The following is a 13,699-nucleotide window of genomic DNA, read 5'->3' as shown; positions in this document are numbered from 1 at the left end:
CAACGGTCTGTTCCGACCCCAGTGTTCTCAGGTCTGCGAGGCAGCACACGAGTAGCCGACTACTCGTTTTTAGTTGGTCGTGTCGTGAGGTTCATCAACTGGGCGAGCTCGTTACGGTCCGCGACCCCAAGCTTGATGCACGCGCGGTAAATGTGTCCCTCGACGGTTCGGATCGACAGGAAGAGACGGTCGGCGATGTGCCGGTTCGACAATCCTGCCGCGACCATTGATGCGATCTCACGTTCGCGAATCGTGAGCGGCAGTGGATGTGCGGCCTCCGCGAGGGCAGGAGACAACATCCGGTCGCATTCGTCCGCCAGTGCTGCCGCCGTGGCGGCGCACTCGACCGAGAGTCGTTTGATGTCCGCGCGCAGGAAGGCGATCGCGGCCTGCGCATAGGCATCGGCAGCATCGGGAAGTGCACCGACCGTTCGAAATCTGTCCGCTGCCGCAACCAGCCCTGGTCCGTCGGCGGAGGCTGACGCGGATGCTTGGGCTGCCGCGATTCGGACGAGTTCGCCGTCACACTGTTCAGCGAGCGCCGCCAGTCGCGGAGCAGTGGAATGGTCACCGAATCGAGTGGCAAGGTGCAGTGCGGCCGCCTCGACACCGAACTGTCCCGCAGTTGCTGCTGATTCGGCGGCGGACCGTGCGAGCGCGATGGCCTGCGAAGTCTCACCCTGTGCCGCGGCGAGCCACGCGGCAGACAGTTCGAGTTGGGGGCCGAACACCGCCACGTGCCGGCCACTGCGGGCTCGCGCCTCCGAGATGACGCGCTGCCCCTCGTGGATGCGGCCGAGCACGGCGTATGTCTGCCCCAGCGCAATGTACGCGGGGACACTCCAGGACACCGCGTCGGCGGTGTCGCCCACGTCGAGTGCTGCGATCGCCTGTTCGAGGCGCTGGGCCGCGGCGGTGAACCGCCCCCGGACGAGTTCGACCGTCCCGACCAGGATATTTGCCAGTCCCCACGCCAGATAGCGGCCACTCGACGCGAAGGCGAGATACTGTTCGGCTCGGCGCTGCGCCCTGTCGAACTGCCCGGTCATGGTCAAGGCCAGAATCTCGCCGTGCCCGGCGGGAAAGCGCAGTAATCCGTCGATCTGTTCGGCAACGGCCGCGCTCCGCGCCGCCAACGCGGGAACCTCGTCGCCGCGTCCCATCAACGCCAGCGCCAGTCCCCCGCCGAAGAACGCCCATTCGACCGCCCACGGCCGCTCCGAGGCGAGAACAGCGCACGCGGCGTCCACCGCCTCCTGCGGTCGATTCTCGAAGACCGCGCACACAGATCCGATTCCCTCGACCACCGGAAGGAGACTCGGTTTGGTAACACGCTCGCGTAGCACTGCGAGGACGTCGTCCGCCTTCTCCGAATCGCCGAGTGCCCAGAAGAGGTTCGCGATACGTGATGTCCCCCAGCGCACCAACTGCGCCTGGGTCAACGAGTCGGGGGAAAATGCGAGCAACAGTGCCTCGGCTTCGGCCGCGTGCCCCTGCCACAGCAATGCCCGGGCAAGGAGGTCGGCCGCTCCGAAATCACCGGTTTCTTCGAACGCTGCACGTGCCAGTCGTTCACCGAGCGGGACGTTGGCCAGCCCGATGGCATCCGCAGCCGCCGACGCGAGCAGCGCCGGGTCCACGGAGCGGTCGCTGTCGAGTGCAAGCTCGGCGAGACGTATCCGATGCGCCGCACCCGTCACTGCGCCATTACTGAGCTCTTGCACCAACTTCCCGCGTAACCGGCGTCCTGCCGCACGACCGACCCGTCGGCGAATCACCTCGGCGAAGAGCGGATGGGTGTAGCGCACATCGAGATGGTGTCGTTCTTCGACGATCCTGACCAAGCCGCGTCGTTCCGCCTCTTCCACTGCGTTTTCACCGGCGAGAGCACACAGAACATCGAGATCGAGCGGTTCGCAGAAGGTCAGCAGTTGAAGCGCGTGCAGCACGTCGGACGGGATCTTTTCGATCCTGGTTTCCAGCAGCGACGCGAGCTCGGAGGTGATCGCGGCGCGACCCCGCAGCTGCCAGACACCGCCGGACCGGCGGAGTGTCCCCGCTTCCAGCGCGCCCTCGACGAGATGCCGGACAAACAGGGCGTTGCCCCCCGACGCCTCCCAGATCATGTCGGCACTCAGCCCCTCGAGCGGGCCGTCCAACACGGACTCGACCAGTTCGATGCTCTGCTCCCGCGTGAACGGCATCAATTCCAGCCGAAGAAGGTGCCCGTCCTTCCACAGGGACGTGATCGCGTCGGGCACGGTCTCACCGCTCCGGACGGTCGCGACGATATTGACCACCCGATCGAGGGCCAGTTGGTGCAGGAATGTCGCCGAGAGCTGATCGAGCAGGTGGGCGTCGTCGACACCGATCACCATGTCCTGGTGGGTGTCGCCGTCGTGAATGAGGGCCTGCCGTGCCGTGGACAGTAGCGTGACCGGATCCCGGGAGGTCGACGCGCCGACCAGATGAGCAAAAACGCCGAGCGGGATGCTTCGGGCTGATTCCGTCCCGGCAACCCAGCGCACCTCGCCGGGCAGTGATTCGGTCGCGAACCTGGCGAGGGTGGTTTTCCCCACGCCGGGATCGCCGGTAAGGACCACCCCGCAACACTCGGACCGGGCCTTCAGCGACGCGGTGATGGCGTCGAACTCGGCTTGTCTTCGAATCAGGGGCCACCTCTGACTCATTCTCGAAGTCTAGTTTGTCGACGCCCTCGTTCTCAGCCCCTCCGCTGCAATTCATAACGAATGTCCGGTCTCATCTGGCAGGGTTGATCCGGTCCCGAGGGCCGGATAATTGAGCGGTTGAACAAAGAAATCAAGCGTCGAGCCGATGTAGTGGAGATCTTCCCGAATCCGGCTGCGTTCCTGCGCCTGGCGACCGTGGTGGTTATCGAGCAGCACGACGAGTGGCAGGTCACCCGCCGGTATGTCTCGGATGTGAGTATGGACGAGCTCCGGGCGGTGATCGCGGCGAAGGAACAGCCGATCCGAAACTCCACCACTCCACGGGGCACTATCCGCGGCACCCACCACCTACGCCGGCTCCGAAGCCACCAACGCATGGGAATTGAAACGAAGCGGCACGCAAGACCACCGGCGTCGACGATGCGGTCCTGCCCATCGCCGTCATCTCCGACGGCCAGCTGACATTCTCAACCGGCGGACCTGTCGGTCGCGTCCGGGCTCAACGCCATGGCACACTGCATCGACGCGATGTGGGGCGCTGCGCGCCGACCCCATCAATTGTCAGATGTGGGCGCTCGCCGACTGAAGACAGCGTTGGAGAGATCGAGGGCGGGATGTCCGCCGATGAAGTGCTCACGCGTTCACGCAACGATGATTATTCGGTTGCGGCGTCCCGTGGTGTCCATCGCCGAGGGCAGGCCGCGTTCGCGCACCCAGGCGTGGTGTGGCTCGCCCAGTTCGGTGATGGGCTCGGCGACCTCCGTCGCGGACGTCCACGATGGCGCGTGTGTGCGACAGCGAACTTTCGATCCGATTCGAACCGCGACGCGCGGACCGATCAGCGATGCAACCCTGAGCGATTCAGCGACCGGCAGCACCCGGGCCCCTGGACCCGACTGGGAGGGGCAGAGCACGATGGGCAATGAGGTGGAAGCCGGCACTGAACGCATTCACGATCACGTTCGAAGGCCGGATCACCGCAAGTGAGAACTAAACCGATGTGCCAGAGTCAGATCCACCGAGTATCTGATAGTCCCGCGCTGACCATGCGTCAGACTCCGAAGTGCCACCTGTACGACAGTCAGCGATGCGCGGACGTTTTCTGCGAGAGCCGGTCTGCCGGTTAGTTTCGAGACACGGGGCGACCGTTGCGAACAGAGACGCCATCGGTCGGCGCTACGAGGGCTGGAAGGACGAACGTTCTCAACATCCGCGCATGCGCAGGGTCGCTGGGTTCCATGGATTGCATGCTGTTGAACAGTGCAAACTGCACAAGGGCGAGCCAAGTGTAGACTTCCGACGAGTTAAGGTCACTTCTCATCTCGCCCCGGGTCCTCGCTTCCTTCAGAAAAGGCTCCCAAAGGTCGGCCGTCAACTCGGCAGCCAACTCGAGAGCTTCCGACCACGACTCTCCTCGCTGATTTGCTGGGGCTAGAACCATAGCCACGATCGGATCTTCGCGCGCTACAGCAACGGTATGAATCAGACCCGCAATGAAATTATCCTCAAAGGATCCCTCCCTTTGAAGAAGTTTCCTGCTAACCTCCAGCACTTCTCGAGCGCGCCAATCGATCAGCGCTGAGGTCAATTCAGTACGATCCTGGAAGTACCGGTATATCGTCGGACGTGAAACTCCAGCCTCCGTCGCTATATCCTCCATCGTCGTCTTCGCCAAACCGAAGCGCAAGATCACCGTCTGCGCAGCATTGAGAATCTGCGAGCGGGCCTCCTCGCCATCTCTGCTGAGGACATTCCCTGCTTTCCTGCGCGCCATGTCACCTTGAGCTTCCACTCGGTTATCAATCTATTCAGCGTGGCCTATCAATCATTAGCGGCTCGCGACGGCTGGGCGTACCCCTATTGCGCGATCGCCATGATTCAAGTATACAACGTTCGTTTGTCGTCTCGTGCCGTCCCGGGTTTGGTTGACATGACTTCTCGAGGGCGGGATGCACCCGCGGGCCGGGACGGTGAGTGAGATTGAACGCCAGCACCAACCACGCGCCGTTCGCGGCGAACCGCCCCGACCGCAGGTGCGCGTCCGCGGAGCGGTGTGCTCGCGCAGGTCGGGGATGCGACGCACCACCAATCGTCCGGCGTCCGCTCGGGCGCGAGTCGGGAGCCGAACGCGGTGAAATCGATCTCGGCGTCGTCGATGCTGTCGGCGCCGGCGACCATTCCCGCGACCAGTGCGGTCACCTTCCGCCCCGCATTGGCGCCCTTGTCGGTCGGCACCGACACGTGCTCGTCCGTCAGGTCAGCGAGCCGGTTTTCCCGGGCCAACCCCAGCACCGGGTCAGGCCGTCCGAGGCGAGGAGGTGGCGATCATCGAACACCGCCGCCCGCACCAGGCGGGTATGGGATAGTTGCACCCTAGGGATGCCTATCGTTCAGGGGGAGGATCGGATCTTGGACAAGCACAATCTTCCCGAACGTACAGACATTTCGCCGTTACGACCCACCCACCACCTCAAACCATCGGTGGATTCAGGCTTAGTAGCATCACCTCGCCCACGGAGCACCGGACCGCCGCGGTTTAGAGCGCTACCTCGATGCGGGGGCTTGCCCTCCAACAGGATCGTCGGATGCTCGACTGCGGTCACATGATCGCGGAATTCACCTCTCCACGTGGTAAACGCCGTCGCACTACCCGGTCGGCACCATTGCCACACATGTTGGCGAATCTCGATCGCCCGTGGCATCTGTCGAGGCTCACATCGTCGACGGAGCGATCAAAGTTCCATTGCTCGTCGCATGGTGCCTGCCCCAGGGCAACCCGCCACCGCCGTTATGCGAGCACGCCCATTTGTAGGCTGTCCCGTATGCGAGCCGCCAAGCGACGGGAGGGGGTTACCTTTCATCCAAATATTTATTCCCTCATCGAAATTGCGGTTTCGGGACAATTTTCGACTGCGCTCCGCGCGCTATCAAGGTACTGGACGGCTGGCTGCGGGTCAGTCACAATTCCCATGCCTTCTTCATCCATATCGAATACTTCGGGAGCCAATAGATAACATCGGCCATGCCCCTGACATTTGGTCGTGTCAATCTCAACTCGCATTTCTCACTCATTTCCCAATCCGCAGAACCAGGCGCGAATTCCGTTTACAAGGAAGACGCACCTGACTTCCATCCTCACGAACAATGCCCAGTCAGGGCTTTACTGTGTTTCCAGCGTCAACTGCGAGTGCAACACCAGTGACATAGCGGGCTTCATCGCTTGCGAGCCACAGAACCGCATTACTAATCTCAATCGGCAGCAACAGCGGCACAGGTGCGTATTCTGCATCGGGATCCGCATCGAGGTCTGGCAGGATGTTGGTTGCCCCTGCTAGCCCAGTCGCACTGCTACCGATAATCGCCATCGTTCGATCACTGAACGTTCCCATACCTTCGGTGAGGACCCCGGTTGGGTGAACGGTATTCACACGGATCTTGTACCGGGAGAGTTCGTTAGCGAAGGCCTTCATCAAGCCCACGACGCCATGCTTGCTTGCCGCATAATGCGCATACGGCGTATGCCCGCGAAGGCCGGCCGTTGAAGACGTAAGAATGATCGATCCTCCGCGCTTGGACTCGACCATGTGTGGAGCTGTTGCAACGACCGTGTTCCAGACACCCTTCAAATTGGTATCTATTACCGCATCGACAGCGTCCTCCGGGATATCCCAACTGTGCTCGTGCACCGTCATAATGCCAGCGTTGGCACATACGATGTCGATGCGGCCGAACGCTTCGATGCCGACCTCGACGGCACCCGTCAGCGCAGCACGGTCACGTACGTCAGCGACGGCGGTGACACACTTCTGGCCAGTCTTTTCAACAAGCGCCCTGGTCTCCTCCAGATCTTCACGTGTCGCGGCCTTGTAGTCCACCAAGGGATGGATAGGGGCACACGCATCGGTTACAACGATATCGGCACCTTCCTCTGCCAATCGCAGTGCATGTGACCGGCCCTGGCCATGTGCTGCACCCGTGATGAAAGCTACCTTTTCCGAAACTCTTCCCATCAGCCTGACTCCGTTTCCTTCCGATACTCGAGTTGCAGCATTGTGTACGACTGAATGAACCACTTTGGAGAGCTACCAGCCCTCGCGGGGCAACGCTTCGGCACTCCGCATGTGGCGTTGAATGTCTACGGTCGTCATTTGCCGACGGCGACCCGATCTCGCAATATGCACCAGTTGTCCGCGCAGAGCGGGTTGCTAGCTGCCTCGAACCGGTACGCGTTCTTGCAGACTACGATCAAACATCGAGACAAAGTACGTAGTATGTAACGCTGTTAACGTTAGCTACCTCACTGCAGAGTGTCAATCGCTCTAACGGCGCGCGACCCTTGTCACATGCGATGCCCTGGGAAGATGGTAGGAGCGAGCAAAAACACTTACATAAACTCGCCGCGCGCCTACAATCGACTATTCACACTCAACCGAAAGTCACACCAGTGGAGCCGCGGCACAACCGTCTTCGCCCACGCTCGGGGAATCGCCACGCCGCCCGACCCCGGGCCAAGAACAACCCGCATCTAACGCTCATCGAGTGGACTGCCACCGTACTTTGTTGAAGCGGTGCCCAGATCCAGCTCGTACCCGCTTCTGCCCTCACCGGCCGCCGGCTACGTCTGCGCACCGCCCGTCAGCTATTCGCCAAGCGGCGGCATATCAGCTCACGGTACGGGTACGCCCACGTCGCACTCAGCTCGCCGACGTGACGCCGAGGGGCCAGCGGGATGGACTCGTCGACCGTCGCCCCGCATGGCTGACACACGCCGGTCACATCGACGGGATTGTGTCGCCATCACGAATTCGACTGCCGTCACTGCACATGGCACCGGCACCCGGAACGATTAGACGCCCCGCCGGACATACCCCTGCTCGACGATTCCGCCACCGGCCTCCCCCGACGCGGTCCTGAACGTGTGGAATTCGTCGTACGCGCTCATCACTGCGCCCGTCCGCGGAGGCCCCATCGGAACCCACTGTCCGGCTGGCCGGCCTACCGAGGCCACGGTGAGCCGATCGCCGGAATCCAGCTCGATCTCTGCCTCGACGAACAGCCCGCTGCCGTCGCGTGTGAACGAAGTGACACCGGCCACCGGCGTCGCAGTATCACCGAGCAGGAATCCCGTTGCGTGATCAGAGCCGTCACTGCCGTACAACCTCATCACACTCAAAGCAAAGGTCTCGAATTTCCACATGAACCCGAAGTACTCGGACATCCCGATCGTCTCGTCACGAAATCCCCAGGTTCGATCGCGGAATCCGGATCCGTCAACCGCGGATTCCTGTCCTCGGAGGTTGACCGAGCCAACGACCGAGGCCGCCTGCTGGTAGTGCTTGAGAGCTCCCGTCTCGGCGTAGCCGCCGAACGCCTTTGGCGAGGCGTCGCCGACGAAGTCGGCCCGCGCAAACTGAGGCCTGAACCGAAGTTCTGCGGTCACCTCCGGATTAGAGATGGTGAAACCGGTGTCAAGACCCACGCGGATGGATTTACTCTCAAAGGTCCCCGAGTCCAGAGGTTCAATGAGCTCGATCGTTCCGTTCGGTGTTTGCAGACTGAACCGCGCCTGGCGCGCGCCGGCGTTCGGCGAGGTCGAGACGTGGACGGTGCCGTATATCCCGTTCTCGTCGTCCCAAAAAGGAAGCCACGCATTGTCGCGCCACGGGGGAGATCCTTCGGGGAGGTCAGCGGGAGCTGTGATGGGCTGCGCCAGCGGACCCCACACGGTGTCCGCGCCAGCACTTAGTTGAGAGGACATGGATACTCCTTGCAATCATCGGACACTCATACATTTGTAACGCATCTTCATACTTGCTTCGATCATCCAGAGCCGGAACGACGCTGGCGATCTCATCGACGTCCACAAGCCGGCATCAAGACCCGAACTTTTTTCCGGCCCGATCCCAGCCCTCGTCAAAGGGTTCCAACAGTGGGTGGTGTCGATAGGTCACCCTGCGTAAAGATGAGCTAACTCGAGTCCCGCAATGCTCAGGTCTCGGTACTGAACCCACCTGTGCCGAACGACGCCTACACTCGCTTCACGGCGCTGGTGACCGATAGCGCTGTTCGTGCCACCAGCAATGTGAGTCCTATCCCGCCCGCCTGACGACTACTTTCGGTCAAATCCCTGTGCAGCAAGGTACTCGTTGTACTTGATGAAGGCAGGCTGCATGGCCGGCAACAACTGGAGGAGCTTGCCCACCGGCCCCTTCACTTTGATCTTCCTCCGTGCGAGTGCCATCGGAACATTCAGATCTCCAAGCCAGAACTTATGGCCGGTGTCAGTGTCCATGAACAGCTCGATCTCGACGTCAGATGCCTTTGCAGCGTCGCCTTGCCGCACGACCGGCGGATCCTGGGATGCGTCAAGGACGATGACCAACTCGGGGTCCGTGTAGTTCATGCGGAACGCTACATTCGATGAAACCCATTTAGCTTGCAGTTCGGGGTCGACGGCGACATTCTCGATGAACTTGCCGAGAGTAGCCGCGGCTTCCTCAGTAGATGAGAACAATGGCATTGCATTTTCCTTTCACATAGATGTCGTTGCTGAACGTGTTCGCCCCAGGTAGGTGATTCAGAGCGCACCCGGTGCGGTCTTGCCTTTGTTGCAATGGAGCACCTGGATGCTCGACAAGTCGTTGAGCCCCCAGGGACCGTGTTCGACGCCGATACCGCTCCATTTGACGCCGCCGAAGGGCGCGTTCGTCGCAAGCACCGCATGCGAGTTAACCCACGCAGTTCCGACGTCGAGTTGGCTTGCCAGGGCCGTGGCACGGTCGATATCCGGAGACCAGATGGACCCGCCGAGCCCGAACTGCCCTGCGTTCACCCTTGCGATCACATCGTTCACATCGTCGTACGGTATGACGGGCAAGGCGGGTCCAAATTGCTCTTCGTCGACGATTCGCATGCCGTCGACCGCACCGGCCAAGATGGTCGGCTCATAGAAGACTCCAGGTCCGTCCACCGGCCTTCCCCCTGCGGTCGCCTTTGCACCGCTCTCGAGAGCGTCTTTTACCAACCCACTGACTCGCTCGAACTGAGGCCGATTCGCCAATGCCCCAAGCTGCGTTTCTTCACCGAGCGGATCACCAACGACAACCTGTTTAGCTATCTCGGAGAGCGCCTCGACCACACCGTCATAGATTGAACGTGGCACGTACAGCCTCTTAATGAGGATGCACCCCTGGCCGTTGTTCCAGAACGCGCCCCAGAAGAGAGCCTCTGCGATCTCCGCCGGATCAGCGTCGTCCAACACGATCGCTGCATCGTTTCCGCCGAGTTCTAGAGTGACCCGCTTGAGATCAGCCGCAGCGGAGCGATAAACGTGCTTTCCCGTCGCCACCGATCCTGTAAACGAGATCTTCCGCGGTACGGGATGCTCAGTCATCCATGCCCCGAGTTCGTCCCCGCCGGTAACGACGTTGAAGACGCCGGGTGGCAAAATCTCACTTGCGATCTCGCCGATGCGCAATGTCGAGATGGGAGTGAAGGGTGATGGCTTCAGCACCATCGTGTTACCGGCCCGCAGCGCCGGCGCGAGCTTGAAGAAGGTCATCGCGACGGGAACGTTCCACGGAGTGATTCCCGCGACCACCCCGAGGGGGCGCCGCACAATCTCCGTATGGGCACCGTCATCATCACGGATCACTTCTCGTGGCCGCTCTACATTGGCGTAATAGTCGAGCCAGGCAGCACCCGACATCGCTTCCACGCCGCCCAGATCGAGAGTCTTTCCATTTTCGTGCGCGAGGATCTCGGCCAGTTCCGGCGCGGCATCCATGACCGCAGCAGACAACTCCTGCAGCCTTTCCCGGCGGAAGTCCTCGTCTTTGCGCCATTCGAGTTGAGCCTTCGACGCAGCGTCCATCGCCTGGTCCAACTGAGCTGCGGTACAGACTGGCGCCTGCGCGTACACGTCGCCGGTTGCGGGATTGACTACATCGAAATAGTCACCTCCTGAGACACCTTGACCGCCGATTGTCATTTCCATGAGAACTCCCAGAGTCGTTATTCTAAAGAGACAAAACAAGATTGCTGGTGGGGCGATCTACAGCACTTCCACCTAGCGACGCTTCTCCCTGGACAGGGAATACTTTTCACCGGTCAGGTCGATCGTGCCGGCTCCCAATGCCCTCTCGCGAAGTTGATGTTTGAGAACACGTCCAACACCGTTAACGGGCAGCTCATCAAAGAACTCGATGAACCTGGGGATGCAGAAGTACGGTAGATGCGTTTCGAAGTACTTCAACAGTTCGCCGGGCTCGGGGCGCTCCCCCCGTGCGACGATGCACGCCTTGATGTCGTCTTCCGTCATCGGCGAGGCCACGGCGTGTACAGCGACTTCATCAACCAGAGGGTGCTGCCGGATGGCAACTTCCAGCTCGATTGACGACACATTCTCGCCACGTCGCCTCATCGCATCCTTCTTCCGATCTACGAATGCGAATGCTCCCTCCGGAGTTTTACGGCCGTAGTCGCCTGTGTGATACCACAGGTTGGTGATCGTCGAAACGGTTGCGCTGTCGTTCTCCCAATACCCGGAGAAGATGGCACCCGGCGCCAGGGGTCGCACCGCGAATTCCCCTGTTTCGCCATCGGGCACCTCATTGTCGAGATCATCGACGATGCGAACTTCGATAAGGCTGGCTGCACGTCCCACGGTTCCTGGGAGCCGTTCCTCACTCACCGGGTTCAGGCAGATCGCGGTGGCTTCGGTTTGTCCGTACCCGTCAGACACGACACGTGTACCGAAGCGTCTCTCGAATTCTTCTTGGCGCGGGATGTCCAGCGGAATCCATACCGCCAGACGTAATTGGCCGCGCATGGGAGGATCCGACGATTCGGGTTGGGCCAGAACGGCTGCCGCCATCGCCGCCACACCCCACGATGCGGTCGCCCCTTCCTCGTGGACCTGACGCATGAAGGTGCTGGCGTGGAATTGGGCGAGAAAGCTGACCGACGACCGAGAAAATAGCGCCGACATCAGGACCGCGATCTGACCGCCGGCGTGATACAGCGGCAGGGCCGTGACGATCTTGTCCCCCGCTGCCACCCATTCCGCGGCGATGTACATGCGTGCGACCTGGAAGTAGTAGGCGTGCGAGAGCTTGCAGGCCTTCGACAGTCCGGTCGTCCCGGAGGTGAACATCAGACTCATCAAGTCGTCAGGTCGAACACTGACTTCCGGAAGTTCGGAACCGTGCTCGACGAGCGACGCGTATGAGACATACATGGGCGACGAAGTATCAACGTCCGGGGCATCCCCGTCTACTCCTACCAGGAATTGCACCGAGGTCGTCGCAAAGTCTTGGCCAGCCAGTAGAGACATTGCTGCTGCATCGCCGACAACCGCCCTGGCGCCGCTCGTCGACAACTGGTGCCTCAGGAACTCGCCCTTCAGGAAGACGTTGATCGGCACGAAGACGATACCGAGCTTTGCGCACGCGAAAATGAGCTCGACGTACTCGACCGCTGTGGGGAGCATGATGGCGAGCCGGTCCCCCTTTACAAGCCCGAGGTTCAGCAAACCTGCAGCAACTCGGTCGGTCTTCCCATCGAGTTCGCCGACCGTGATCCACTCCCCACCGAATTTGACGAAGGGCACCGATGGATCGGCGGCCGCCCACCCACGGAGTTGCTCGACAGGACCGACAACAGAACCTCGGTCCACGTCAAACGGTAGTTTGTCGCCGCACTGCACTGGTGCGGTAACCGTTGAATTGGCCTGAATCGTCACACCGTCTCCTGAATACCGTCGTTCACAACATTTCGCGTAGAGCAGGTAATCGGCACGCTTTCGACCGAGTTGTAACTGATACCAACCTGACGTGGCGTTTCTTCTTTCGGAATCGTCAGCCGGAAGTTTTCAAATTTGCTCAGCAGCTCCTCATAGGCGATCGCCAGCTGTAATCTCGCAAAATGTGAGCCCAGGCAACGATGAACCCCCACACCGAATGCCACATGCGGAGTGCCCATACGCTCGAAGTCCAATTCATCTGGACTGTCGAAATGTTCGACGTCGCGATTGGCCGACATGTAGTTCACCGCAATGCGGTCGCCCTTTTTGAACTCGCAATCCCCGATCGTGGTGTCCTCGGTGACGGTGCGAGCCATGAAGGACACCGTGGGTTCGAATCGCAGGAATTCGTCGAGATCGACCTTCCACCAGTCAGGGTTACGCAATCTGCCTTCGACCTCAGGGTTTGTTGCGAGGTGGTAGGCGATATTCGACATCGCACTCCGAGTGGTGTCGAGTCCGCCGGCCAACAGGGCTGTTACCACGCCCAGGCGTTCGTCGTCTGTCAACAAGCGACCATCTTCCACCGTGGCAGTGACCAGCGCACCGAGTACGTCATCGCGCGATTCGGGATTCTTCTCGACCTCTTCAAGAAGCTCACCTGCGATCAGAGCGATTTCAAAGAACGCTTCGGGTGTGCCTTCGGTCGCGGCACGCTCAACGGCGCTGACCGCGCGCTTGGTGAGGTCCGCGTCCTCGGTTGCAAAGACCACGCGACCAAGCGCGCCGGCGGTGAACGGGATAGCGAAGTCGTGCACGAACTCGAACTCGCCGTGCTCCTCGAGCTTGCGCGCAACTTTAGCGACGAGGTCTTGGCCGACCTGACGGATCTGGTCCTCGTACTTCAGAAGGTAGTTGCGGGAGAAATACCTGTTGAGGAATTTCCGAAAGTCCCGGTGGATCGGAGGGTCCAGATCCAGTGGTGCCAAACTCACCGGAAGACCCCTGAGTGCAGGTTCGCAACTGCTGAACTTGTCGGGTCGCTCAGCAATCGCCTTGACGTCTTCATATCGCGTTGCAACGTAATATTCGCCGTCGCCCGCGGCGCGCGGGAAGGGGCACCCACCTTCACGCGCCGCACGGAGTGCGTCCAACATATGCGGACGCTGTTCCGGATCGTACAAGTCGATCGATTCGACGATTTCGTTCACACTCTTCACTGCTTCGCCCTCCTTATAGTTTTCGGGAACTGACAGACTCTGCTGAA

9 protein-coding genes and 3 pseudogenes are annotated in these 13,699 nt (G+C 60.8%); 2 read left to right on the top strand and 10 right to left on the bottom strand.

Translation table 11 applies throughout. The features are described 5' to 3' along the window. Positions 1-59 precede the first annotated feature (59 nt). The gene (locus HYG77_RS22165; RefSeq protein ID WP_208960639.1) at positions 60-2,690 is read right to left on the bottom strand and encodes a LuxR C-terminal-related transcriptional regulator; all 2,631 of its coding nucleotides are present in this window, start codon (positions 2,688-2,690) and stop codon (positions 60-62) included. A gap of 108 nt (positions 2,691-2,798) precedes the next feature. On the opposite strand from HYG77_RS22165, the pseudogene HYG77_RS22160 reads away from it, so the two are divergent. Both HYG77_RS22160 and HYG77_RS39770 read left to right on the top strand, forming a co-directional pair. Continuing rightward, a pseudogene (locus HYG77_RS22160) lies at positions 2,799-2,987 on the top strand (transposase); the annotation flags it as partial. 31 nt (positions 2,988-3,018) lie between these two features. After that, positions 3,019-3,227, top strand: a pseudogene (locus HYG77_RS39770) (iron-containing alcohol dehydrogenase); the annotation flags it as partial. Positions 3,228-3,813: 586 nt separating this feature from the next. On the opposite strand, the gene HYG77_RS22155 reads toward HYG77_RS39770, so the two are convergent. The 9 genes and pseudogenes from HYG77_RS22155 to HYG77_RS22115 all read right to left on the bottom strand — a co-directional run bounded on the left by HYG77_RS22155 (position 3,814) and on the right by HYG77_RS22115 (position 13,652). Further along, positions 3,814-4,464, bottom strand: coding sequence for a TetR/AcrR family transcriptional regulator (locus HYG77_RS22155; RefSeq protein WP_208960638.1), 651 nt, complete (start codon positions 4,462-4,464; stop codon positions 3,814-3,816). Between the two features lie 374 nt (positions 4,465-4,838). Then, a pseudogene (locus tag HYG77_RS22150) lies at positions 4,839-5,062 on the bottom strand (IS1380 family transposase); the annotation flags it as partial. Positions 5,063-5,559: 497 nt separating this feature from the next. After that, on the bottom strand, positions 5,560-5,751 hold the full coding sequence (locus HYG77_RS22145) for a ferredoxin (RefSeq protein WP_208960637.1): 192 nt from the start codon (positions 5,749-5,751) through the stop codon (positions 5,560-5,562). 91 nt (positions 5,752-5,842) lie between these two features. Further along, positions 5,843-6,700, bottom strand: coding sequence for a mycofactocin-coupled SDR family oxidoreductase (locus HYG77_RS22140; protein WP_280123276.1), 858 nt, complete (start codon positions 6,698-6,700; stop codon positions 5,843-5,845). A gap of 836 nt (positions 6,701-7,536) precedes the next feature. Continuing rightward, on the bottom strand, positions 7,537-8,130 hold the full coding sequence (locus HYG77_RS22135; RefSeq protein WP_208960636.1) for a hypothetical protein: 594 nt from the start codon (positions 8,128-8,130) through the stop codon (positions 7,537-7,539). A gap of 669 nt (positions 8,131-8,799) precedes the next feature. Further along, positions 8,800-9,210: a hypothetical protein gene (locus HYG77_RS22130; RefSeq protein ID WP_208960635.1), complete on the bottom strand. Its 411-nt coding sequence runs from the start codon at positions 9,208-9,210 to the stop codon at positions 8,800-8,802. 57 nt (positions 9,211-9,267) lie between these two features. Next, positions 9,268-10,686, bottom strand: a complete 1,419-nt coding sequence (locus HYG77_RS22125; RefSeq protein ID WP_208960634.1) for an aldehyde dehydrogenase family protein — start codon at positions 10,684-10,686, stop codon at positions 9,268-9,270. Positions 10,687-10,758: 72 nt separating this feature from the next. Then, complete coding sequence (locus HYG77_RS22120) at positions 10,759-12,432, bottom strand: AMP-binding protein (protein WP_208960633.1); 1,674 nt, start codon at positions 12,430-12,432, stop codon at positions 10,759-10,761. Next, positions 12,429-13,652 carry a cytochrome P450 gene (locus HYG77_RS22115; protein ID WP_244373041.1) on the bottom strand — a complete coding sequence of 408 codons (1,224 nt, stop codon included), beginning with the start codon at positions 13,650-13,652 and terminating at the stop codon, positions 12,429-12,431. Before HYG77_RS22115 ends, HYG77_RS22120 begins: the two co-directional genes overlap by 4 nt. Positions 13,653-13,699 lie beyond the last annotated feature (47 nt).

The sequence above is a fragment of the Rhodococcus sp. ZPP genome (genome assembly GCF_017656075.1).
GTDB classification, from domain to species: domain Bacteria; phylum Actinomycetota; class Actinomycetes; order Mycobacteriales; family Mycobacteriaceae; genus Rhodococcus_F; species Rhodococcus_F oxybenzonivorans.
The sequence above is the reverse complement of the archived record's forward strand: the minus strand, read 5'-3'. Positions and strand labels throughout refer to the sequence as shown.